Origin of the sequence: Microbacterium sp. dk485, assembly GCF_004570445.1 — a bacterium.
GTDB classification, from domain to species: domain Bacteria; phylum Actinomycetota; class Actinomycetes; order Actinomycetales; family Microbacteriaceae; genus Microbacterium; species Microbacterium wangchenii.
In genome coordinates this window covers 1593044-1615130 of the sequence record NZ_SPQW01000001.1, presented here as the reverse complement: position 1 = coordinate 1615130, position 22087 = coordinate 1593044, and the positions used below count along the sequence as shown (strand labels likewise).

21 protein-coding genes are annotated in these 22087 nt (G+C 69.0%); 7 read left to right on the top strand and 14 right to left on the bottom strand.

The features are described from left to right. Nucleotides 1–5 precede the first annotated feature (5 nt). The 6 genes from E4V99_RS07600 to E4V99_RS07575 all read right to left on the bottom strand — a co-directional run bounded on the left by E4V99_RS07600 (nucleotide 6) and on the right by E4V99_RS07575 (nucleotide 5494). On the bottom strand, nucleotides 6–818 hold the full coding sequence (locus E4V99_RS07600; protein ID WP_135069985.1) for an ABC transporter ATP-binding protein: 813 nt from the start codon (nucleotides 816–818) through the stop codon (nucleotides 6–8). 13 nt (nucleotides 819–831) lie between these two features. Then, a complete protein-coding gene (locus tag E4V99_RS07595; RefSeq protein ID WP_135069988.1) occupies nucleotides 832–1662 on the bottom strand; it encodes an ABC transporter permease in 831 nt (276 codons plus the stop codon). Next, complete coding sequence (locus E4V99_RS07590) at nucleotides 1659–2471, bottom strand: ABC transporter permease (RefSeq protein ID WP_167747835.1); 813 nt, start codon at nucleotides 2469–2471, stop codon at nucleotides 1659–1661. Before E4V99_RS07590 ends, E4V99_RS07595 begins: the two co-directional genes overlap by 4 nt. Before the next feature lie 32 nt (nucleotides 2472–2503). Next, a complete protein-coding gene (locus E4V99_RS07585) occupies nucleotides 2504–3526 on the bottom strand; it encodes an ABC transporter substrate-binding protein (protein WP_167758096.1) in 1023 nt (340 codons plus the stop codon). Then, on the bottom strand, nucleotides 3523–4593 hold the full coding sequence (locus E4V99_RS07580) for an amidohydrolase family protein (protein ID WP_135116836.1): 1071 nt from the start codon (nucleotides 4591–4593) through the stop codon (nucleotides 3523–3525). Before E4V99_RS07580 ends, E4V99_RS07585 begins: the two co-directional genes overlap by 4 nt. A 127-nt stretch (nucleotides 4594–4720) precedes the next feature. After that, on the bottom strand, nucleotides 4721–5494 hold the full coding sequence (locus E4V99_RS07575; RefSeq protein WP_135116835.1) for an IclR family transcriptional regulator: 774 nt from the start codon (nucleotides 5492–5494) through the stop codon (nucleotides 4721–4723). A 205-nt stretch (nucleotides 5495–5699) separates the two neighbouring features. Here E4V99_RS07575 and E4V99_RS07570 point away from each other — a divergent pair, with 205 nt between their 5' ends. The 5 genes from E4V99_RS07570 to folE all read left to right on the top strand — a co-directional run bounded on the left by E4V99_RS07570 (nucleotide 5700) and on the right by folE (nucleotide 10160). Beyond that, complete coding sequence (locus E4V99_RS07570; RefSeq protein ID WP_135071573.1) at nucleotides 5700–6506, top strand: methylenetetrahydrofolate reductase; 807 nt, start codon at nucleotides 5700–5702, stop codon at nucleotides 6504–6506. Nucleotides 6507–6519: 13 nt separating this feature from the next. After that, nucleotides 6520–7395, top strand: coding sequence for a formyltetrahydrofolate deformylase (gene purU, locus E4V99_RS07565; RefSeq protein ID WP_135070003.1), 876 nt, complete (start codon nucleotides 6520–6522; stop codon nucleotides 7393–7395). 51 nt (nucleotides 7396–7446) lie between these two features. Beyond that, nucleotides 7447–8850: an aminomethyltransferase family protein gene (locus E4V99_RS07560; RefSeq protein WP_135070006.1), complete on the top strand. Its 1404-nt coding sequence runs from the start codon at nucleotides 7447–7449 to the stop codon at nucleotides 8848–8850. 126 nt (nucleotides 8851–8976) lie between these two features. Then, entirely contained in the window at nucleotides 8977–9567 is a 591-nt protein-coding gene (locus E4V99_RS07555) for a PadR family transcriptional regulator (protein WP_135116834.1), read from the top strand. Then, nucleotides 9564–10160, top strand: coding sequence for a GTP cyclohydrolase I (folE, locus tag E4V99_RS07550; RefSeq protein ID WP_135070012.1), 597 nt, complete (start codon nucleotides 9564–9566; stop codon nucleotides 10158–10160). The genes E4V99_RS07555 and folE overlap by 4 nt, the downstream gene beginning before the upstream one ends. A gap of 407 nt (nucleotides 10161–10567) precedes the next feature. Here folE and dhaK read toward each other — a convergent pair whose 3' ends face one another. From dhaK to E4V99_RS07520, 6 genes are all read right to left on the bottom strand, one after another. Beyond that, nucleotides 10568–11563, bottom strand: a complete 996-nt coding sequence (gene dhaK / locus E4V99_RS07545; RefSeq protein ID WP_135116833.1) for a dihydroxyacetone kinase subunit DhaK — start codon at nucleotides 11561–11563, stop codon at nucleotides 10568–10570. 1 nt (nucleotide 11564) lies between these two features. Next, nucleotides 11565–12233, bottom strand: a complete 669-nt coding sequence (gene dhaL / locus E4V99_RS07540; RefSeq protein ID WP_135116832.1) for a dihydroxyacetone kinase subunit DhaL — start codon at nucleotides 12231–12233, stop codon at nucleotides 11565–11567. Beyond that, a complete protein-coding gene (locus E4V99_RS07535; protein ID WP_135116831.1) occupies nucleotides 12230–12970 on the bottom strand; it encodes an HAD-IA family hydrolase in 741 nt (246 codons plus the stop codon). The genes dhaL and E4V99_RS07535 overlap by 4 nt, the downstream gene beginning before the upstream one ends. A gap of 1 nt (nucleotide 12971) precedes the next feature. Further along, nucleotides 12972–13829, bottom strand: coding sequence for a class II fructose-bisphosphate aldolase (locus E4V99_RS07530; RefSeq protein WP_135116830.1), 858 nt, complete (start codon nucleotides 13827–13829; stop codon nucleotides 12972–12974). A gap of 23 nt (nucleotides 13830–13852) precedes the next feature. Continuing rightward, entirely contained in the window at nucleotides 13853–14755 is a 903-nt protein-coding gene (locus tag E4V99_RS07525; protein ID WP_167758095.1) for an SDR family NAD(P)-dependent oxidoreductase, read from the bottom strand. Between the two features lie 98 nt (nucleotides 14756–14853). Then, nucleotides 14854–15798 (bottom strand): AraC family transcriptional regulator, encoded by a 945-nt coding sequence (locus E4V99_RS07520; RefSeq protein WP_167758094.1) that lies wholly within the window; start codon nucleotides 15796–15798, stop codon nucleotides 14854–14856. 162 nt (nucleotides 15799–15960) lie between these two features. Here E4V99_RS07520 and E4V99_RS07515 point away from each other — a divergent pair, with 162 nt between their 5' ends. Further along, on the top strand, nucleotides 15961–17559 hold the full coding sequence (locus E4V99_RS07515) for an FAD-binding oxidoreductase (RefSeq protein ID WP_135116827.1): 1599 nt from the start codon (nucleotides 15961–15963) through the stop codon (nucleotides 17557–17559). On the opposite strand, the gene E4V99_RS07510 is transcribed toward E4V99_RS07515, so the two are convergent. Continuing rightward, a complete protein-coding gene (locus tag E4V99_RS07510; RefSeq protein ID WP_135116826.1) occupies nucleotides 17511–19016 on the bottom strand; it encodes a 4-hydroxyphenylacetate 3-hydroxylase N-terminal domain-containing protein in 1506 nt (501 codons plus the stop codon). The genes E4V99_RS07515 and E4V99_RS07510 overlap by 49 nt on opposite strands. A 130-nt stretch (nucleotides 19017–19146) precedes the next feature. Between E4V99_RS07510 and E4V99_RS07505 the strand changes: the two genes are divergently transcribed. Further along, nucleotides 19147–20316, top strand: a complete 1170-nt coding sequence (locus E4V99_RS07505; protein ID WP_135116825.1) for a flavin reductase — start codon at nucleotides 19147–19149, stop codon at nucleotides 20314–20316. A gap of 9 nt (nucleotides 20317–20325) precedes the next feature. On the opposite strand, the gene E4V99_RS07500 is transcribed toward E4V99_RS07505, so the two are convergent. Continuing rightward, nucleotides 20326–22065, bottom strand: coding sequence for a helix-turn-helix domain-containing protein (locus E4V99_RS07500; protein WP_135116824.1), 1740 nt, complete (start codon nucleotides 22063–22065; stop codon nucleotides 20326–20328). Between the last annotated feature and the right edge of the window lie 22 nt (nucleotides 22066–22087).

The following is a 22087-nucleotide window of genomic DNA, read 5'->3' as shown; positions in this document are numbered from 1 at the left end:
CGCTCTCACGACGCGTCCTTGGGCATCACCAGCGACAACAGGTGCCGCCGCAGCGCCAGGAACTGCTCGCTCGCCCGCGTCTCCACCTGGCTCCGCACGGTGCCCAGGCCGACGTCGACCACCTCGCGGACGACACTCGGGTTCTTGGAGAGGACGATGATGCGGTCGCTGAGGTAGATCGCCTCGTCGATGTCGTGCGTGACGAGGACGACGGTGATGCCCAGGTCCTCACGCACCTTGAGGATGAGATCCTCCAGATCGAACCGCGTCTGGGCGTCCACGGAGGCGAACGGTTCGTCCATGAGGAGGAGCTCCGGCCGGTACGAGAGGGCGCGCGCGATCGCGACGCGCTGCTGCATCCCGCCGGACAGCTCCCAGGGGTACTTCCGTTCCACATGGCCCAGGCCCACGCTGCGGAGGGTCTCCGTGACGCGGCTGGCGCGCTCGGCCCGCGACAGCCCCCGCGCCGAGAGGGGCAGCGCGACGTTCTCCCCGTTCGTCATCCACGGGTACAGCGAACGGCTGTAGTCCTGGAACACCAGGCCCAGCTGCTCCGGAACCTGCGTGAGCGGGCGTCCTTCGAACGTCACCGATCCCGCGCTGGGGGAAGCCAGCCCCGAGATGCAGCGCAGCAGCGTCGTCTTACCGGCACCGCTGGGTCCGACGATGCAGACGAACTCGCCCTTGTCGACATGGAAGGAGACCGAGTCGATGGCCATGTTGGCCTGCGCGGTGCCCTCGTTGTAGATCTTGCGGACCCCATCAACGGCGAGAACGGTCTCGGTGGCGGTGGGAGTGGAAACAGCGGATGCAGACATGTGGGTGGGTTCCTTACGACGATCCGAGCGCGCGTGACCGGTAGTACCAGCGGAGGGCGCGGCGCTCGACGAAGACGAACAGGTAGTTGAGGGCGGTCCCGATGAAGGCGAGGACCAGGATGCCGGTCCACATCTTCTTGATCGCGAACTCCGCCTGTGCTTGCAGGATGAAGACCCCGATCCCGGAGTTGGCGGCGACCATCTCGCTCACCACCATCAGGACGATGCCCACCGTGAGACTGGCTCGCAGCCCCGCCGCGATCTGCGGCGCCGCGCCGGGGAGGACGAGTCGGGTGTACGTGCGCCATCCCCCCAGCCGCAGCGCCCTGGCCGTATCGAACTTCACCGTGTCGATGCCCCGCATGCCGTCGAGGGTGTTCAGAAGCGTCGGCCAGATGGAGCCGAGCGCGATCAAGGCGATCTGACGGAGGTCGCCGATGCCGAAGATCGCGATCATCGCGGGAAGCAGCGCCGGGGCAGGGAGGACGTACAGGAAGTAGATGATCGGGTTGGCCGCCATACGCAGGTACTTCAGTCGCCACATCAGCGAACCGCCGACGACACCGATCAGCGTCCCCAGCAGATAGCCGATGAACAGGTTGCGCAGGCTCACGACCGCATTGGTCCAGGCTCCGAACACCACCCACTGATCCCACGTGTCGACGAGTATGTCGCTGAGCGGCGGGAAGAACGGCGACACCGACTCGGCGGACACGAACCACCACACGGCGATGAGCAGCAGTGGCAGCCACACCGGCGTGAGCGCTTGGCCGACTCGCCGCAGGGGGCTGCTCCCCCGGCGGACCCGTACCGTCGGCACGAGGCTCGTGGTCATCCTGCTCATGCCGCGCCCACCTTGTTCGATTCGCGGATGTTCCGCTGCGATTCGTGCCAGTGCATGACCCGCTTCTCCAGGAGGAAGAACGCCCCCGTGAGGGCGATTCCGAGGATCCCCGCGACCAGGATGTAGGCGTACATGGTCGGGTACGCCACCACTCCGGTGTTCTGCGCCAGCAGGATGTTGCGACCGATGCCCGCCGCCCCGCCGACGATCTCCGCGACGACGCACAGGATCAGTGCCTGCGCGGAGGCGATGCGCATTCCGGTCACCAGATACGGCGATGCGCTGGGCACGCTCACCATCAGGAACCTGCGGGCACCACGCACGCCCAGGGCCCGCGCGGTGTCCAGGACGATCGGGTCCATCGAGCGCACACCGTAGATCACCTGGATGAGGAACGGCCAGAACGCGGCGAAGCACACCAGGAATACCTTCATGGGGAGCGTGGAGCCGGCGATCAGGATCACGAGGGGAAGGATCGCGATCGCCGGGATCGCCTTGAAGATCTCGATGACCGGTGCCGCACTGCGCTGCGCGAAGGCGTTGAAAGCCAGTGCCGTACCGATGAGCAGCCCCAGCAGGATCGTGATCACCATCCCGATGACCCACCCTGCAAGCGTGGCGCCGATCGCCGGCCATACCCGGCCGGTGCCCACTTCCCGCCCGAGCGCCGCCATGGTGTCGGTCATCGTCGGGAACTGCGAGGGGCTCACCAGACCACCGGCGGTCACGGCCTGCCACGCCAGCAGGAGCACCGCCACGGTGACGATCGGCAGCGTCCACGTCAGCCAGGATCGCGAGGCGCTGCGCATCCCATCTTCTCCCTTCGCCCGCTCGCCGGTTCCTACAGCGCGCCCGGCCACACGATCGTGGAGACGTCGAGCTTCTCGAGGGCCGCCTTGGCGGATTCGTCGGTGCTGAACTTCACCAGCAGATCGCGAGCCACCTCGAACGCATCCACGTTGAGCGCCGGGTCGCCGCCGACGTTCCATCGCGCTCCCGCGGCCTGCTCCTCGGTGATCCCGAGGCCGTCGACGAGGGCGGCCTTCGCCGTCTCCGGGTCGGCACTGGCCCCTTCGATGGACTCGGCCATGGCGTCGGCGAAGGCGCGGACGGTGTTGGGGTTCTGATCCACGAACGACTGCGACGTGTTGAACAGCGTCGTGGCAGTGCCCTCGAACAGTTCGCGGTTGTTGTAGCCCAGCTCCACGCCTCCGGCGGCAAGGGCCTCCGCAGCGAAGGGCCACTGCATGATCGCGGCGTCGACGTCCCCGCTCTCCAGCGCGGCGGCCATCTGTCCGAAGGGCAGCTGGACCAGTTCGATCGACGCGGCGTCCGCGCCCGCGCGGTCGACGAGCTCCCACATCGTGAGCGTGTTGTGCGAGGACAGGCCCACGGTGGCCACGCGCCTGCCCTCCAGGCCGGCGAAGTCGGTGATACCCGACTCTGCGGACGCGATGGTGAGCGTGCCTTCGTCGTCTTCCTGGATCTGTCCCTCGATGGAGGTGATCGCGCGGATGGGGATCCCGTTGGCATTGGCCGTCACGGCGTGGACCACCGTGGCGAAACCGACGTCGTACGTGCCGCTGGCGAGACCCGACACGATGGCGGCGATGTCGGTCTGCGGGGTGATCTCCAGTTCCAGACCGTGCTCCTCGAAGATGCCCTCCTGCAGCCCGTAGTACAGGGGGGCGAACTGCGTGGACGGATTGATCGCGACGGTGAGGGACGCCTTCTCCGGGGCCCCTCCGTCGTCTCCGGTCCCGGCGTCTGCTCCGCCGTCCCCGCCGGAGCAGGCCGTGAGCGAGGCCGCGACGATTCCGGCGACCGCGATGGCGCCGAGGCGGCGCGTGAGGGATGTCTTCACAGTGAAACCTCCGATTCAACGGGCGCCTTCGGCGCCGCGTCGTGTCCCAGTCCGAGCAGCGCCGTGACGTTGCCGCTGTAGATGCGGTCACGGTCGGCGTCGGAAAGGATGTCCATGTCGTTCAGGTTCGCGATCGTGTCGCGGATGTAGCCCGGGCCCTTCTCGGGGTCGAACGGGGTGTCGGAGCCGAACAGGGTGTGGTCCACCCCGAAGAACTTGATCGCCGTGCGCATCGAGTCGCCGGCGCCGAAGTATGCCGTGTCGACGTAGAACTTCTTGAAGTAGTCGATCGGCCGCTGGGTGAGCGGATAGCCGGTGATGTCCTCCGCCTGATCGGCGGGGGTCCGAGACCCCAGCTGGTCCCAGCCCGGACCGACCCTGCCGGCGAAGTGCGGGATCATCGCGCCACCGTGGTGGATGAGGATCTTGATGTCGGGGAGTCGCTCGAAGACGCCGGAGAAGACCAGCCGCGACATGAACGCCGACAGGTCGTACTCCCACCCCAGCGTCCACCAGATCTCGAACTTCGACCGCTCCTCGGTCTTGTAGTCCGCCCAGCTGGCGTCGCGGCAGGGGTGGACCTGGATCATCTTGTCGCCACGGCGTGCCACGGCTTCGTAGAACGGGAAGAACCGCTCCTGATCCATCGGTCCGCCGTTGACGTGCGTGTAGATCTGCACCCCGACCGCGCCCAGGTCGTCGAACGCGCGATCCACCTCGGCGATCGCGTTGTCGACGTCGTCGAGAGCGACGGCGGCACAGAACCCCTCGAAGCGGTCCGGGTGGCGGGCCACGAGGTCGGCCATCCCGTCGTTGGCGATGCGCGCCAGCTCGGCGGTGCGCGCGCGGGGCCCCAGGTCATCCAGCGGCGGCGCGGCGGTGTTGATGATCTGCCGGTAGTCCGGTCCGAACTCGTCCATCACGCGGAAGCGCTCGTCCAGATCGACGAGGGCGGGCACGCCGCTCACGCGCTTCTGGATGTTGCGTGCCACGGCGCTGTCGGTGATCGCGAACAGTCGCTCCGCATAGGCGGTCGGCAGGAGATGGCAGAAAGCATCGATCTTCATCGAATCTGGTCCCTTCGACTCGGCGCGCTTCGTCGCGGCGCGAGTGATCCCGAGCCAATCAACCCGCGGGCGCTGCGGTAAAGCCGGCGCCTCGAGGGATTCCGCATCGCGGAATCGGCTGGCCCCCTCACCGGGCGAGATGCGCGCGGATGCCCGCGGCGCACCCCCGCAGGTGCACGACCACTTCGCGCGTGCGGCGGGACGTCAGCCGAGCGCTGGGGGCCGACATCGCCACGGCTGCGATGGTGGTCCCCCCGCGATCGCGCAGCGGCACGGCGAGGGCCCGGAGCCCCTCGACGCTCTCCTGGTCGTTGACGGCATATCCGCGCATGGACACGAGTGCCAGCTCATCGAGGAGCTGGGTGAACGTCCTCGTGTGCGGTGTGAAGCGTCGCAGCCCCCGGGGATAGAGGGCGCGCAGTGCTTCCCTGGAGAGTTCGGCCAGGAGCACCTTGCCGCCGGATGTGGCGTAGGCCGGGAGCAGGGTCCCCGTCAGCACGTGGGTGCGGGTCCGCTGGTCCGCTTCGAAGCCGGCGATGAACCGCACCGAGGACTCCTGGAGCACCATCAGGTTCACCGTCTCACCCAGCGCGATGCTGAGGTCGCGCAGATGGGGTTCGCTCACGCTTCTCAGGTCGATGGAGCGGGTGCTGGCGAAGCCCAGTTCGATGAGGGCAGGGCCCGTACGGTAGGCGCGGGTGATGCGGTCCTGGGTGACGAATCCGCGGTACTCCAACGTGGAGAGATGGCGATGAGCGGTGGAGGGCGACACGCCCAGCTCGCGGGCGACGTCGGTCACTCGCAGTTCGGAGTGCGTCCGCAGGAGGAGCAGAAGCTGAAGCGTCTGGTCGACAGCACCCACGGGGTGTCGCGGTGCCGACGCATCCTCGTCGATACCCACCTCATGAAGTTACCGCTCGAACCGTGGCGGCCGGAGTCGTCTGAAATCCCTCTTGCCATTACCTATCGCCATAGGTAACCTCAGGGAAGGAGACGCACTGCGGCGCTCCCCCTGTGAGCGGAAAGGACCTCGAACAGTGGCACATGCTTCCCCCACGGCGGACAACGCCGCCTCCCTGCGCCTCATCGACGGATTCTCGTTGGAGATGACCGGCAAGGACATCCCCGGCCTGGAAGAGGCACGGGACACCATCCCGGCCGGCACGAAGATCAACGTGACCTTCCTCGGCAACGAAGACCTCGACATGCGCGTCTCGGCCGCCAAGGCCGTCGCCGACATGGGCTTCGTCCCCGTCCCGCACATCTCCGCCCGGCGCCTGTCCTCTCAGGGGCAGCTCGAGGAGTTCCTCGGCCGCCTGCAGGAAGTGGGCGCCACCGATCACGTCTTCGCCGTCGGCGGCGACCCGGCCGAGCCCGAGGGCCCGTACCCCGACTCGCTCTCCGTCATCCGCTCCGGCGTCCTGCAGCAGTACGGCGTCAAGGAGGTGTCGATCGCGGGATACCCCGAAGGACACCCCGACATCCCCTCCGACGTGCTGTGGCGCCATCTGGAGGACAAGTCCGCCGCGCTCAAGGAGCAGGGCCTGGATGCGGTCATCCTGACGCAGTTCGCGTTCGATACCGACCCGGTGACCGCCTGGATCCAGGCGGTGCGCGACCGCGGCATCGACACGGAGATCCGCATCGGCACGCCCGGCCCTGCCGGCGTGAAGCGGCTGATCAACTTCGCCCGCCGCTTCGGCGTGGGCGCCAACGCGATGATCGTGAAGAAGTACGGCTTCTCGCTGACGAACCTCATGGGCACCGCGGGACCTGACCGCTTCGTGACCGACCTCGCGGCGCTGCTCGCGCAGAACCCGGCCTCCGGAAATGTCAGACTGCACTTCTACACGTTCGGTGGACTGCTCGCGACCTCCAAGTGGGCGCGGGACTACGCCGCCGCCCGCTCCTGAGGAGACAGCACCCATGCCTCTGCGCCCGCATTCCCTGCACGATCACGCGTGCCTCATCGTGCACGGCCCCGACCAGCCCGGGCTGGTGGCGGCCGTCACGTCGCTGATCACCCGCAACAAGGGGAACATCGTCACGCTCGACCAGTACTCCGACAACCCCGAGGGCGGAGCGTTCTTCCAGCGCGTGGTCTTCCACCGCCCCGACCTGGCCGCCGCGATGCCCGAGATCGAGGCCGACCTCGACAAGACCCTCGGCGCGCAGGGCATGACGTGGCAGCTCACGGATCAGTCGATGCCCAAGCGCATGGCGATCCTCGCCTCCACGAGCGACCACTGCCTGCTCGAGCTGCTGTGGCGGCACCGCCGGGGCGAGCTGAACGTGACCATCCCGATGGTCATCTCCAACCACACCAACACCGCAGAATCGGTGCGGTCGTTCGGCATCCCCTTCTTCCACATCCCCTCCCAGGGACCGGACAAGTCGGCCGCCGAGGCGGAGATCGTCAAGCTCCTGACCGGAAACGTCGACTTCGTCGTCCTGGCCCGGTACATGCAGATCCTCTCCGACGACTTCCTCACCCAGGTGGGGGTGCCCGTCATCAACATCCACCACTCGTTCCTGCCCGCCTTCATCGGCGCCGGCCCCTACAAGAAGGCCAAGGAACGCGGCGTCAAGCTCATCGGCGCGACATCGCACTACGTGACGAAGGACCTCGACGAGGGTCCGATCATCGAGCAGGACGTCGCCCGCGTCACCCACGCCATGAGCGCGACGGACCTGCAGGCCCGGGGCGCGTACGTCGAGCGCGCCGTGTTGTCCCGCGCCGTCCAGTGGCACGCCGAGGACCGGGTCATCCGGCACGGCAACCAGACCATCGTCTTCGCCTGACACCGGGCGCCTCGACCGAGGCGTCCACCGAGAGAACAGAGGAGTTCATCCATGGCCAACAACCTGCAAGAGCTGATCGACGGGCAGAACCCCGTCGAGATGCTGCGCAACTCGCAGATCGGCTCCTACATCTACCCCGTCGTCCCGGCGGACTTCCAGAACTGGATCAAGGAGCAGCAGGCGTGGCGCAACACCGCCGTGCTGTACGACCAGTCCCACCACATGGACAACGTGTTCCTCAAGGGCTCTGACGCGATCAAGCTCATCAGCGACACCGCCATCAACTCGGTCGCGAACTTCGCGGTCAACAAGGCCAAGCAGTACGTGCCGACCACGGCCTCGGGCCACGTCATCGGCGACGGAATCCTGTTCCGCGAGGCCGAGGACGAGTACGTGTACGTCGGCCGCGCGCCCGCGTCGAACTGGCTGATGTTCCACGGCGAGACCGGCGGCTACTCGAACCTCGACCTCACCGTCGACCGCCGCTCCCCCTCGCGCCCGTACGGGCACGCGGTGAGCCGTCAGTACTACCGCTTCCAGATCCAGGGTCCGAACGCGTGGGCCGTCATCGAGAAGCTCAACGGCGGACCGCTGGAGAAGATCGGCTTCTTCAACATGTCGACGATGCGCATCGCCGGCAAGGAGGTCCGCACCCTCCGTCACGGTATGGCCGGCGCACCGGGTCTGGAGATCTGGGGCCCGTACGCCGAGCACGACGAGATCCGTGACGCCATCGTCGAGGCGGGCGCCGAGTTCGGTCTCGTGCCGGTCGGGTCGCGCGCCTACCCGTCGAACACGCTGGAGTCGGGCTGGATCCCCTCCCCGCTCCCGGCCATCTACACCGGTGAGGCGGAGCGCGCGTACCGCGAGTGGCTCGGCGTCGACAGCTACGAGGCGACCGGCACCCTGGCCGGCTCCTTCGTGTCGGACAACATCGAGGACTACTACATGACGCCGTGGGAGCTCGGCTACGGCTCCTTCGTGAAGTTCGACCACGACTTCATCGGTCGCGACGCGCTCGAGAAGATGAACAAGGACGACCAGCGCAAGAAGGTGACCCTCGCGTGGAACGCCGAGGACCTCGGCAAGGTGTGGACCTCGCTGCTGAACGTCGACGGCCCGAGCTACAAGTTCTTCGACCTGCCGCTGGCCAACTACGGCTCGGCCAACTACGACTCGGTCGTGGACGCGGACGGCACCGTCGTCGGATTCTCGATGTTCACCGGCTACAGCGCCAACGAGCGCCGCGGTCTGTCGCTGGGCGTCGTGGACCCCAACGTGCCCGAGGGCACCGAGCTCAAGGTCGTCTGGGGCGAGCCGAACGGCGGCTCCTCGAAGGCGTCCGTCGAGCCGCACGAGCAGACCGAGGTCCGCGTCGTGGTCAGCCCCGTGCCCTACTCCACCGTGGCGCGGCAGACGTACCAGGGCGGATGGCGCACGGGCTACCAGGCCTGAACCCCGCATGACACGAGGGGCCCGGGCGCGTGCGCCCGGGCCCCTCGTTTTCCCTGGCCGCCGCATCCGCCCGTCGCCCCGGCACGGGCCCGCGTCGACCGACCGCACGTCTGAGGAGGAGGACCGATGAGCCTGCGTTACGCACTGCTCGCGCTCGTGCGGGTGGGCCCGCAATCCGGCTACGACCTGCAGAAGCAGTTCGCCGTGTCGGTGGGTCACGTCTGGCACGCTCCCGACTCCCAGATCTACCCCGAACTGCGGAAGATGGAGGCCGAGGGCCTCATCCGCGGCGAAGAGCAGACCCGCGGGGAACGCGGCACGCGCCGCATGTACCACGTGACCCCCGCCGGGCATCAGGCGTTCCTGGACTGGATGGCCTCGCCCCTCGAGTATCAGCGCGTCCGCGACCCCGCCCACCTGCGCGCCGCGTATCTGGAAGCCGCCACACCCGACCAGGCCCGCGCGTTCCTGCAGGCCCACATCGCGCAGTGGAGCGGCGAACTGGAGCAGTGGGAGGGCGAGCTGCGCCGCATCGACGCAGTCGACAACCCCATGCTGCTGCGCCGCCTGGCCGTCACTGCCGACGAGGACCGCGAACGTACGATCGCCTACAAGCGATTCGCCTACGAAGGCCTCGTGGATCGCGCGCGCGGCGAGATCGCGTGGGCGCGCCGCGGGCTCGCACTCGTGGACCGCCTGGAAGGAACGGCCGGATGACCACGGCACCTCGGACGGCGGACGCCGCTCCCGCCGTGGATCGCGAGCGCGCCGTCGCCGCGGTCCGCGAGCTGCTCTCGGCCGTCGGCGAAGACGTCGAGCGGCTCGGCCTCATGCGCACGCCCGAGCGCGTGGCCGACCTCTACCTCGAGCTGTTCTCCGGCATCGGGCGCGACCCCGCGTCGGCCCTCGGTGCCCCCGTCGCCCTCACTGAGAACGAACAGCCCGGCGAACTCGTCGGTGTCACCGGCATCCCGTTCCGGTCGGTGTGCGAGCACCACCTCCTGCCCTTCGAGGGCACCGTCGACGTGTTCTACGCACCCTCCCGTCACATCGCCGGGCTGAGCCGCGTCGCCCGCCTCGTCGACGCGGCCTCCCGGCGCCCGCAGCTGCAGGAACGCCTCGGCCAGCAGATCGTCGACGCCATGATGGCCGTCCTGAGCCCGCACGGCGTCGCGGTGCGGATCGAGGCGGCCCACGGCTGCGTCGCGCACCTGGAGCCGGCCGCCGCATCCGCGCGCGCGGTCACGGTCGCGACCGCCGGCACGCTTCCTGGCGACCTGTGGCGGCTCGCCGCAACGGCGCAGGCCTGAGGCGGCCCGCCCGGGGCCGGATCCCGAACTCAGGCAGAACTGAGCCGGATGCGCGGACGGGGGTGTCGCAACCGGTTCCCGGCCGCGGATCTGAGGAGTTCGGACACCCCGGTGGCTCCGCCGGCTCCGACCCCAACCCGAGCTGAGGCCGCATCGCCGACTCGGGCCGGCGCGTGCGCACCGGGACGGCGCATCCCGAACTCAGGCGGAACAGGGCCGGACGGCGCGGAACCCGGTGCCGCAACCGGTTCCGGTGCCCGGATTCGAGGAGTTCGGGCAGCGGATGATGCGGACCGCTGCCCGACGATCAGGCGGGGCCACCGGGGTCCGCCTCGATCCCGGCCGGAGCGGGCGATCCGCCGGGCCCGAAGAGGCCCGGCGGATCGGCCGCGGGATCGACCAGGTCGTCAGAAGACGCGGACGGCGATCTCCGCGGGGGCGGCCAGGAGCTTCTCGATCTCCTCGTCCACACGGACGGCGGTCACGGACAACCCGGCCATGTCGAGCGATGTGCAGTACTCGCCCACATACGACCGGGTGACCTGCGCCCCGCCGGCAGTGATCGCGCGGTGGGCGATGCCGTAGGCGAGATAGAGCTCGCTGATCGGAGTTCCGCCCAGCCCGTTGATCATCAGCGCCAGCCGGTCATCGCCGGACACCTGCAGGTCGGTCGCGACCGCCTCCACGAGGTCGGTCACCATCTGGTCCGCGGATGCGAGCTCGACGCGCATGCGCCCCGGCTCCCCATGGATACCCACGCCGAACTCCACCTTGTCCTGCTCGAGGTCGAACAGCGGCGTGCCCTTGGACGGCGGAGTGCATGCGGTCAGTGCGAGCCCCATGGTGCGCGTGGCGGCATTCACCTTCTCGCCGATGCGGACGAGCTCGTCCAGGTCGGCGCCCGCTTCTGCGGCGGCTCCGACGGCCTTCATGACGAAGAAGTTGCCGGCAACCCCGCGGCGGCCCACGGTGTAGAGCGAATCCTGCACCGCGACATCGTCGTCGACGAAGAGGGTGCGCACGTCGATCCCCTCGGCCGACGCCATCTCCTGCGCCATCTCGAACGCCATCCGGTCCCCCGTGTAGTTGTTCACGATGAGGAGGACGCCCTTGCTCGAGGCGAGCCGCTTGATGGTCTCGTAGACGTAGTCCACGGGCGGGGCCGCGAAAACGTCTCCCGGGCACGCGGCGGTCAGCATGCCGGGGCCCACGGTCATCACGTGCGCGGGCTCATGGCCGGAGCCGGACCCCTGGATGATCGTCACGCGCTCGTCGCTGGGGGCATCGCTGCGGTGGATCAGGTTGTACTCGGGGACGTAGACGAGCGTGTCGGGATTGGCCAGGGCCAGCCCCTGCAGCATCTCGGCGACGAAGTCTTTCGGGTCGTTGACGAACTTCTTCATGTCATTCCTTTCGTGGGGACGCGTCGCCGCCCTGACGCTCGGGCCACCTGTCGGCGACGCGCTCGGCGAGGACGGCCAGGGCCACTGCGCCGGCATCGGGCGACCCGATGCTGCGCTCGCCCGAGTAGCTCGCGCGGCCGCGCCGCGCCTGCAGCTGCGTCGTCCGCTCCGCGGCCGCCCTCATCTCCTGGGCGAAGCGCTGCACGGCAGCGGAGGAGTCGGCACCGGCGGCGACGGCCTCTTCGAGTGCATCCGTGGCGGGGACCAGAGCGTCCAGGAGGGTCTTGTCCCCCAGCTCCGCCTTCCCGCGGGCCTGGATGCCCTCGGCGGCGGCGCGGAGCATCGACACGACCGTCGCGCCATCCAGGCTCTCAGCCGTCTTGGCGGTCATCGCCGCGCGGAGGAATCCCGTTCCCCAGATCGGACCGGAGGTGCCGCCGACCCGGCTGGAGATCGTCATGGCGGCTGCTTGGATCATCGCCGCGACGCTCTGCGTGGGGTAGTCCGGCAAGTCCTCCAGAACCTTCTCGAACCCGCGCGCGAGGGAGAAGCCGAAGTCCCCGTCTCCCACCACGGCGTCCAGATCGCCGAAGTAGGTCTCCTGCTCGACGATCTCGGCGGCGACCGTCTCCAGCACGAACCGCGTCACATTGACGTCTGCGGCGCTCATGATTCCTCCGTCGTGTGTGCGATCCCGCGGGCCCGCACGTGTTCGATGTCTGTCAGGGTCGTCGCGGCCAGGTCTTCCAGGACGAGGGACGCCCCCCCGAAGTCCTCGCCGCCGGTGTAGGCGCTCTTGGTGACGATCGTCGCGATCCCCGCCCCACCGGCGGCACGCAGACCGATGGCACTGTCCTCGATCACGACGGCGTCCGACGCTCCGATGCCCAGTTCGGCGAGGGCATGCAGGTAGATGTCCGGCGCCGGCTTCTTGCGGGGAACGACGTCGCCGGCGAACACGCGGAACTCTGCCGCCAGATCTTCTCCGACGGCACGTGCCAGCACAGCCCGGACCGACGGCTCCGCGGAGGTCGACGCGACCGCGAGCGCCCACCCCTCCGCGTGAGCCTCGCGGGCCAGACGCTCCACCCCGGGACGCGGATCGATACGCCCCTCAGCGATGAGCGCCGTGTACAGCTCCGTCTTGCGACGATGCATGGCGGCGATGAGCTCGTCCTGCGCCGCCGCATCCCCCGGGAACTCCGCCCAGCGTGCAGCCAGTTCGGGCGTGAACTCGCTCCGCATGCGCTCCTTACCGCCCCCGATACGGACCTTCTCGCCATAGACCGCCGTCGACCACTCGATGGGGACCCCGAATTCGCGGAACGTCTGGTTGAAGGCCGGCAGATGTCCGTGCATCTCCGTGTCGGCGAGCACGCCGTCGCAGTCGAAGATCAGCGCGGGCATGTCAGGCCTTCCCCGCACTGCCGAAGGTGTCGCACAGGCCGGTCACGAGGTCGACGACCTCCTGGCGCGTGTGCCGGAACAGCGACGGCGGATCCCACTTGTTCGTGGCCTGCGCCCGGCTGAGGAAGTCCAGCTCTGCTCGCATGAACCGCTCCTTCAGCGCCGTGGAGATGTTGACCTTGGCGCACCCCCGCGCGATCAGGTCGCGGAACTGATCGTCGCTCAGACCGCTTCCCCCGTGCAGCGCGATGGGGACGGGGTGGCTCTCGACGATCTGCGTGATGCGCTCACCGTCGAGCACCGGTGTGGTCTTGTAGGCGCCGTGCGCGTTGCCGATCGCCGGCGCGAACACGTCGACCCCCGTCGCCTCCAGGAACGCGAGCTGCACCTCGAGGCTCTGTCGCCGGCTCTCCTCGTCGGAGCCGTGATCGTCCTCGACGCCCTGGATCGACTCGATCTCGCCCTCGACGTGCGCACCGAAGCGACGCGCTTCGGCGACGACTTCGATCGTCTGTCGCTGGTTCTCCTCGACGGGCAGTTCGGAGGCATCGAAGAGCACCGAGTTCCAGCCGTGCTGAAGACACGTCGTGATGACGTCACGGTCAGGGCAGTGATCCAGGTGCAGCGAGACCGGCACCGGGATGTCGCGGGTGAGATCGTCCCACATCGCCTTGATGAAGCTCGCGCCCAGGCTCCGCACCGTCTTGACGGAGGTCTGGACGATCACCGGCGACTGCGCCTGCACCGCTCCGGCGAGAACCGCCTCGAGCGTCAGGTCGTTGAAGATGTTGACCGCCGGGACGCCGTAGCGCTCTGCGAACGAGCGGCCGACGATTTCGGTGAGGGGGACGACAGGCATGGGCGTTCTCCTTGGGGTGTGGATCAGGACTCGCGCAGGCGCGCGGACTGGGCGCGGTACTCGTCGAAGGCTCGGGCGCGCTCGGCGGCCGCATCCGGGTCGGTGACGCAGTCGTCGTACGCGGCCAGGATGCTGTCGAAGTGCGCACGCAGGCCCTCACGGGTCTCCGGGAACGGCAGCACCCAGAACCGGTCGGCCACGATCGCATCGCGCACGTGCTGGGCGAGCTCCACCGGATCCATCCCGCCCGCGTACAGTCGGCGCTGCAACTCCACGAAGCGCTCGTCGGCGATGAAGCTCGACCCCGAGGCCAGTTCCGCGGGCCGGCGATCCAGCGTGTGTGCGATGTCGGAACGGACGCTCGCCGGGCACAGGAGGCTTACCCCGATTCCCTGGGCCGGGAGGGTCAGAGCGTAGCTCTCCATGAGGTTGATGACGGCGGCCTTCGAGGAGGCGTAGATTGCGGCGCTGGGGCTCCCCTGGAAGCCGGCCATGGATGCGACCGAGACGATGTGTCCTCCGGCGCCATGCGCGAGCATGCGAGGGAGCAGCGTCTGGATGCCGTTGACCATCCCGCCGAGATTGACGCCGAGGATCCAGTCGAAGTCGGCGTAGGTGGCCTTCTCCAGCGGGCCGAAGCCGTTCACCCCCGCCGTGTTGAACAGGAGCGACGCAGGAGCGCCCAATCCGTCCTCGATGTCGTCCGCCGCGCGCTCCCAGGCCTCACGGTCACGGATGTCCAGCCGTACCGGGTGCACCGTGATGCCGCGCGACCGGAGCGTTTCCGCCGCGGTCTCCAATGCTTCCTGGCGCACGTCGACGATCGCCACTTTGCAGCCGAGATCACCGAACACCTGCGCCTGGCCGAACCCGACCCCGGACGCCCCGCCGGTGATCACCGCCACCCGACCTGCGAAGTCCTGCACCGTGCGCTCCTTCCCGGCAGCGCTGCTCTGCGCGACCCTGACCAGCCTCACCCGGAATGGCACGCCGGGCGCGTCTCACTGTGAGACGCGCCTGGCCGTCAGAGACCGAGCGCCTGCGCCCGCCATTCGGTGGGCGACATGCCGAAGGCGGCCCGGAACTGTCGGGAGAAGTGTGCGGGGTGGCGGAAGCCGCAATCGGCGGCGATCTGAGCAACCCCCCGCTCCGACGCCGATGTCCGGGCGAGCGCCGCGCGAGCGCGCTCGAGGCGTCGGGTCCGAACCGACTGCGTGACGCTCGTCCCGTGCGCGGTGAAAGCCGCCTGCACCTGCCGCCGCGACACCGACAGAGCGCCCGCCAGCGCGTCGACACCCAGGTGGGGGTCCGCGATCCGGTCTTCGATCCTGCGCACGGCGCGGCTGTACACGTCGGTCAACCCGCCGGGGCCTACCGGCGGCGCTGCGGCGAGCAGGCTCGCCTCGAACATGCCGACGAGGCACCGCACCACGAGCGGCGCCGTCGGCCCGCGGAGCAGGTTCATGTCCTGGGCGAGCGCGCGAACGAAGGCCAGCAGAACCGGACCGACGCCCTCCCGGGATGCCAAGGGCTCGCCGAAGGGCACGTTCGGCCGCACCAGCGCAGCCCGGAGATCCTCCCCCGGCAGCCGTGCGACGAAGAGAGCGAACTCGGCGTCGAACTCCCACGAGGACGGCACACCCCAGGACGAGACCAGATGATCACCGGGGCGGAGCGTCCGAGTGCCGTTCTCCGTGGTCAATCGGCTGCTCCCCGACAGCTGGACGACGGCCAGCACGACGTCCCCCTCACCCGCGCGCACCTGGTCGGCCGAACGCACGATGGCGTGCGGGTGCGCACGCACCCGCAGAATCGCGATGGATGTGTCGTCGACCACCCGCCGGGTCACTGCGCCCTCGAATCCGTCCGCCAGGCCGTCACCGACCCACCCGGCGCCGCGGCGGATCACCGGGAAGTGCGTCGCCCACTCCGGGAAGCTCCGCGTCACAAGGTCCAGCTCCGTCGCCATATCCCTCTCCCGTCGGCGGACGCCCGCCTCCTCCGTTGCTATCACGATCGCGCAGACGACATGATCATCTGCGCAGACGGTGCCCGCATGCGCCGGGCGGTCTCGGATCCTGTCAATCGAGCGCGCCCGCCGCGCACCTGACGACCGATCCGGAGGACGCCGATGACCACCACACCGACGGAGCGATCTGGGCCGGGAGTCACCCCGGATATCGTCCGGCGACTGATTGCGATCGTCGGAGCCGGCGCGGTGACGGCGCAGGACGATCTGATGTCCGACCGCGAGTGGCCGTTGCGCGACCCGTACTGGATCCCGGGCGACGAAACCTACACCGCCGGCGTCGCCGTCCACCCCGAGACGACCGAGCAGGTGCAGGACATCGTGCGGCTGGCCCTCGAGACGGGCGTGCCTCTGGCCACCCATTCCCAGGGTCGCAACAACGGCTACGGCGGGTCTTCGCCTCGCGTCGGCGGCTCCATCTCCCTCAGCCTGCGGCGGATGAACCGGGTTCTGGAGATCAATGAGGAGCTGGCCTATGCGGTCGTCGAACCCGGTGTGCGGTGGTTCGACCTGTACGACGAGCTTCGCGCGCGCGGATCCCGGCTCCAGGTGTCGGTGCCTGACCTGGGTTGGGGCAGTGTTGTCGGCAACTCCCTCGACAACGGGGTGACCTACCTTCCCTACGGCGCGGACTTCCAGGCCCCGTGCGGGATGGAGGTGGTCCTGCCAGATGCGTCGCTCCTGCGGACCGGAATGGGCGCGATGCCCGACAACCCCGCGTGGCACACGTACAAGCGCGGCGTCGGCCCCACCCTCGATCCTTTCTTCATCCAGTCGAACTTCGGCATCGTGGTCCGGATGGGGGTGTGGCTCATGCCCTCGCCGGAGGCCTACGCGCCGCTGCTGCTCACCGTCGCCGCCGATGGGGATCTTCCGCGCGCGATCGACACGGTCCGAGAACTGCGCCTCGCCAACCGGCTGCGCGGGGTCCCGAGTCTCTACAACACGCTCATGGCGGCAACAATGACCGGGGTGGCCGACGTCATCGCGCGCGCCGAGAAGGGGTTTCTTCCCGACGACGACGTCCAGCGGATCGCCGAGGAGACCGGGTTGGGCCGCTGGTATCTCCGCAGTGCCCTGTGGGGGTCGCGGGAGGAGGTGGACCTGCAGGTTCGTCAGGTCCGGGAGGCATGGCAACGGATCCCTGGCGCCACCCTGACCGTCCAGGGGATCTACGCCCCCGACGAGTACGCCCGGATCGCGTCGATCTCCGATCGCATCACCGCGGGCGTGCCGAATCTGGATGTCATCAAACACAAGGGCGAAGGTTTCGGCCACATCGGGATCGCCCCGATCGTCCCGATGGTGGGCGAGCGCGTGATGGAGGTCGTCGATCTCGTGCGCGACATCATCGAGCAGCGCACCGGATTGAACTACAAAGCCGGGATCCTCGTCGTGAACGAGCGGTCCTGCGCCCTCGTGTCCTCGATCAATTTCGACCCGCGCGATCCGGAGCAGGCCCGCGCCGCCTATGCCACGGCGCGCGAGCTGGTGGCGGAGCTGGCCGCCAGGGGGTACAGCGAATACCGCGCCCATCTGGACTTCATGGAGGACGTCGCCGGGTTCATGTCGTGGAACGATCACGCCTATCGGCGGTTCGTGACCCGCATCAAAGATGCGATCGATCCTGCAGGGGTGATCAGCCCCGGTCGTTACGGCATCTGGCCGGCGCCGCCTGGCAGCCAGCCGCCGCGGTCGTAATCTCCCAGCGCCTCCTCGGCGAACGCGCGCAGTCGGTCGCTTCGCCCCGAGCTCTCGTGATCGCCGTACACCACGAGGCGCAGCCCTTCGTGATTGCCCTGGAACGTCCGCTCGTAGAGGTCGTGGCGGCCCGCGAACTCCGTTCCGACGGCATCCCAGAGCATCTTCATCGTCTTGACGCGCGCTTCGGCGGTCACCCCCTCCGATCCGCGAAGGTACCGTCTCAACGAAGGCGCCAGCTCGGGGACATCGAAGTCGCTGGCGTGGGAAGGCAGATAGATCAGAGCCGATCCCAGGTCCTGCAGCACGATCTCCCGCACGCGCGGGTACGCGATGGTACTGAGCCACCGATAGGCGTCCACGGCATCCGCCTGCGGCGACCACGTTCCGTCCTCCCCGCGACGCGGGTCGAGCACCATCGCGTCGGTGAGGGCATGGACCATGCTCCGCCACGCGAGCACCTCACCGACCCTCGTGCGCACCCCCCGGAAATCCCCCGTGCCGGTCGCTTCCAGCGCCTTCAGCAGGAGGCCGGCGAGGAAGTCGAACTTCACCCCCAGCCGCGTCGCGCCGTGCAGCGCCAGCCGGGAGGGGAAACCGGCGACCCCCGTGAACGCGCGGGCGCGATCGAGGTCTCGGTAGACCAGCAGGTCCTCCCAAGGGATGAGGACCCGATCGAGCACCAGGATCGCGTCGTTCTCGTCGAACCGACTGGTGAGCGGGTAGTCGAACGGGCTCCCGGTCGCCGACGCGGCTTCCGCGTACGACGTGCGGGCCAGCAGCGTGACCCCGGGTGCGGAGATCGGGACCACGGCCACTATGGCGAATGCCGGGTCTCGCAACGCTGCCCCCGTCGGCGCGATGAGGGCGAACTGCGCGCCCACCGCCCCCGTCGCGACCACCTTCGCGCCGGACACGACGACGCCGGCATCCGTCTCCCGCACCGCGTGCACCGCGATGTCGCCGATCTCGTCCGGGGGGAGGTGCCGGTCCACGGGCGGATCGACGATGGCGTGCCCGAAGAACGAGACGTGCTCCTGCGCGTGGCGATACCACCTCTGCGCGTTGGGGGCGTACTCCCCGTACCAGTCCTGGGTCGCGCCCAGCGACCCCAGGAATGCCGCCTTGTAGTCAGGGGTGCGCCCCATCCAGCCGTATGTGCGTCTCGCCCAGGCGCGGATGGCGTTGCGAGAGGCGACCAGGTGGTCGGGCGAGCGCGCCGCGAGGAAGAACGGGTGTGTCTGCCCTCCGCGTCCCGTGTCGGTAGGCAGCAGCGGGGTCGACCCGTCGTGCAGCGCGTCGTACAGACCGGCCACCGTGCGTGCGGTCTGCGCGAACGCCGGGTGAGCGGTGACATCGGCCACGCGATCGCCGCGCAGCCAGACGACGCGCTCGTCGCGCAGGCTGTCGAGGTAGTCCGCACCGGTCTGCGGCCGCGATTCCGCGAATTCCACCATCGGTTCCTCCCTCCCCTTCGGCGCGATTCTGCCAGCGGCGCCGGTCATCGGGCTGTCTCACCGTGAGACCCGGGTGGCGGAGGCGAGCGGATTACGGTCGTGACAGGTGCTTCACGGAGGAAGGAATCCCATGGGGAACGAGCATGCGGGAAACGTCCGCTACGGGATCGATCTGGGGCTTCCCGTCGTGGAGGAGAACGTCTTCCGCAACGTCGTCGGCCACTTCGCCTCGGGCGTGACGGTCATCACGACCGCTGATGGTGACGACCTGTTCGGCACCACCGTCTCGGCGGTGTCGTCCCTCTCCTCCGACCCGCCGATGATGCTCATCTGCCTCAATCGTTCGAGTGTGACCCATGACGCCGTGGCGCGGTCCGGTCGATACGCGATCAATATCCTCTCCGCCGCCCAGGGCGATCTCGCCCGCACCTTCGCACGGAAGGGCGATGACAAGTTCGCCGGCGTCGGGCACACGATCAGTCCGCGCGGCCTCCCCCTGCTGGCCGGCGCGCTCGCCTCCATCGAATGCGTGGTGGATGAGACGGCCGTCGGAGGAACGCACACCATCTTCCTCGGCCGGGTCGTCGCGGCCGAGGCACAGGACGGCGAACCCCTCGCTTACTACCGCGGGACCTTCGGCAACCTCGAGAGCGCCCTGGAGACCGCCGCGTACGAAGGGACCCGGGAGTGGGTGCTGCACCGGCGCACACCCCTAGGGGAGACGATCGACGTCTCGGCGGTGGCGTCCTCCCTCCGCCTCGAGCCGAAGCTCGTGGACCATGCCCTCCTCCGGCTGGCCACGGAATCCCTCGTCGAAAAACGCGAGGGCGGTCATTACGTACCCATCGCGATGACCCCCACGCTCGTGGACAAGCTCTACGGTGATCGCCTCACCATCGCGACGGGAGTCATCGAGCGGTACCTCACCGGCGCGTCGGACGAGCAGCTCGACCGCATCCGCCGGCTCAGCGACCAGGTGCTCGCTGCCGTCCCCACGTCCGCCGAGACACTGGAACAGTTCCTCGAGCTCAATCTGGACTATCACGCCGCAATCGTCGATCTCGCAGGTTCCCGCAAGCTGACCGCGAGCTTCCGGGCCCTCAATGTGACGACGGTGTGGCGGGAGACGTACGAGGCGGGCGATTGGGAGCGCCAGCTCGGCCCCACCTTCGTCCCGCGCCTGACCACAGCACTCGAGCAGCGTGACGTCTCCGCCGCGCAGCGCATCGCCTGCGAGCAGGTGGAGTTCGTCAAGGAAGGGGCCAAGGCGGTCATCGCCGCGCACGGCGGGGCCGTCTGACCGGGCTGCTCAGCGACTGCTGGGGATCTGAAACCCGAACTGGCGGATTCGCCGGTACATCGTCGCGCGCGAGATGCCGAGCGTCTTCGCCGCGGCGTCGCGGTTCCAGTTCGCCTCGCGGAGGGCGTCGAAGACCAGCTCCCGTTCGGTCCGGGCGAGCAGCCCCTCCCCCGTGTTCCGCCGTCCACTGCTGGCGATCTCGCGCGGCAGGTCGTCGATGGAGATGGTGTCGCCCTCGAGCCGCACCAGGATGCCGGCCAGAAGGCGCCGCAGCTGCGCCACATTCCCCGGCCAGGGATACCGCGCCAGGATGCTCATGACCTCCGGGGTACGGCGGGTGCGCGCCGCGCCGAGATCGGCGAGGAGAGCCTCCACGAGGGCGGGCAGATCCGCCGTCCGTTCCCGCAGCGGGAGGACCGCGACCGTCACCGGGAAGGTCGCCTCGAAGTCGGGGGAGACCGATTCCACCGTCGCCGCCACCCAGTGCGCACCAGCCCTGATGAGTTCCAGGACGCCGGGGCGCAGCGTCGGCGGCAGGGCGTCGAGGTGCCGGATCAGCACGTCCCCGCGGCTGAGCAGCTCGCGGCACTGAGCCATCCAGGCGGCGCCGTCGGTCGCGGCGGCCGCGGCATCCAGCTCGACCACGGATGCGACGGAGCGCACGCGGTGCGCCCTCCCCGATCCGGGCTCGCCGGTGACGAGGACGGGGAACCCCAGATCCTTCGCCCGCGCGACCGGATCGGCCGCCGGCGCCGGGGGCTCGAACCGCCTCCCGGGTGCCAGGACCGGGGGCGCGGCGACCCGGCTGAGCGAGGCCACCACGCCGTTCCTGCCCGCCGAGAGCTGCACGATCCGACAGTGCACCCGGTACCGCTCCTCCTCGAAGGTGAGCGTCATCAGCCGCGACCGGCCGGCGTCCGCCACGGCGAGGACGGCCTCACGCAACGCGTCGGTCTCCGCGCCGTCGCGGAGGAGCTGCTGAGCGGCGTTGTTCGCGATGTACACGTCTTCGCTGATGCCGACCACGGCCAGCGACGGTCGCCGGGAGTGGCGGGCGAACGCCTCGAACAGGGCGCGTTCGTCCCCGCTGGTGGCCAGGGCGAGCTGCTTCTCGATGGCGACGGCGAGCGTCTGCGTGTACGGCACGATCATGTGGTTGGCCGACGACAACCGCTGGCACATGAGCAGCACACCCGCCATCCGGCCGTACGGATCCCGCAGGGGAACGCCCACCGAGGCGAGGTTGTGCTCGGCCTCGCGGAAGTGCTCCTCGCCGACGACGAGGAAACTCTCCAGCCGTTCCACCGAGATCCCCGCACCGTTGGTCCCCACGACGGCTTCCTGGAACGTCGCGCCGAGACCGCCGCCGCGCTGCTCCCCCTCCCGCACGACCCGCGCGTCGCCGACGAGGGGGAAGACCTGGACGCACTCGCGGTCCAGCAGCATCCCCCATGCGTCGGAGTCCCGGCACTGGTCGGCGAGGTTGGTCATCACCGGCGTCGCCGCGTCGACCAGGCGGCGCGCGCGCGTCACGGAGAGCGGATTGAGGGGGACGGCCGTGCTGGCGGCGTCCACACCCAGTTCGCGCGAGCGGACCCAGGAGGTGTAGATCTCCGAGCTCACCCCGCGCAGGTCGGGCCGGGTCGCTCCGGAGAGGAATTCCTTTCGCGCCTGCCGCACGCGCGCCCGCAGGGCACTGTCGAATCGCGCGGCATCGCTCAGTCGGGAAGGTGCGTCAGCGAACGCCATGTCAGCTCCTTTGTCGACACGG

Coding starts and splice junctions, on each gene's coding strand:
- E4V99_RS07600 (WP_135069985.1), bottom strand. CDS start 818: ATGTCTGCATCCGCTGTTTCCACTCCCACCGCCACCGAGACCGTTCTC.
- E4V99_RS07595 (WP_135069988.1), bottom strand. CDS start 1,662: ATGAGCAGGATGACCACGAGCCTCGTGCCGACGGTACGGGTCCGCCGG.
- E4V99_RS07590 (WP_167747835.1), bottom strand. CDS start 2,471: ATGCGCAGCGCCTCGCGATCCTGGCTGACGTGGACGCTGCCGATCGTC.
- E4V99_RS07580 (WP_135116836.1), bottom strand. CDS start 4,593: ATGAAGATCGATGCTTTCTGCCATCTCCTGCCGACCGCCTATGCGGAG.
- E4V99_RS07570 (WP_135071573.1), top strand. CDS start 5,700: ATGACCGGCAAGGACATCCCCGGCCTGGAAGAGGCACGGGACACCATC.
- purU (WP_135070003.1), top strand. CDS start 6,520: ATGCCTCTGCGCCCGCATTCCCTGCACGATCACGCGTGCCTCATCGTG.
- E4V99_RS07560 (WP_135070006.1), top strand. CDS start 7,447: ATGGCCAACAACCTGCAAGAGCTGATCGACGGGCAGAACCCCGTCGAG.
- E4V99_RS07555 (WP_135116834.1), top strand. CDS start 8,977: ATGAGCCTGCGTTACGCACTGCTCGCGCTCGTGCGGGTGGGCCCGCAA.
- folE (WP_135070012.1), top strand. CDS start 9,564: ATGACCACGGCACCTCGGACGGCGGACGCCGCTCCCGCCGTGGATCGC.
- dhaK (WP_135116833.1), bottom strand. CDS start 11,563: ATGAAGAAGTTCGTCAACGACCCGAAAGACTTCGTCGCCGAGATGCTG.
- dhaL (WP_135116832.1), bottom strand. CDS start 12,233: ATGAGCGCCGCAGACGTCAATGTGACGCGGTTCGTGCTGGAGACGGTC.
- E4V99_RS07535 (WP_135116831.1), bottom strand. CDS start 12,970: ATGCCCGCGCTGATCTTCGACTGCGACGGCGTGCTCGCCGACACGGAG.
- E4V99_RS07530 (WP_135116830.1), bottom strand. CDS start 13,829: ATGCCTGTCGTCCCCCTCACCGAAATCGTCGGCCGCTCGTTCGCAGAG.
- E4V99_RS07520 (WP_167758094.1), bottom strand. CDS start 15,798: ATGGCGACGGAGCTGGACCTTGTGACGCGGAGCTTCCCGGAGTGGGCG.
- E4V99_RS07515 (WP_135116827.1), top strand. CDS start 15,961: ATGACCACCACACCGACGGAGCGATCTGGGCCGGGAGTCACCCCGGAT.
- E4V99_RS07510 (WP_135116826.1), bottom strand. CDS start 19,016: ATGGTGGAATTCGCGGAATCGCGGCCGCAGACCGGTGCGGACTACCTC.
- E4V99_RS07505 (WP_135116825.1), top strand. CDS start 19,147: ATGGGGAACGAGCATGCGGGAAACGTCCGCTACGGGATCGATCTGGGG.
- E4V99_RS07500 (WP_135116824.1), bottom strand. CDS start 22,065: ATGGCGTTCGCTGACGCACCTTCCCGACTGAGCGATGCCGCGCGATTC.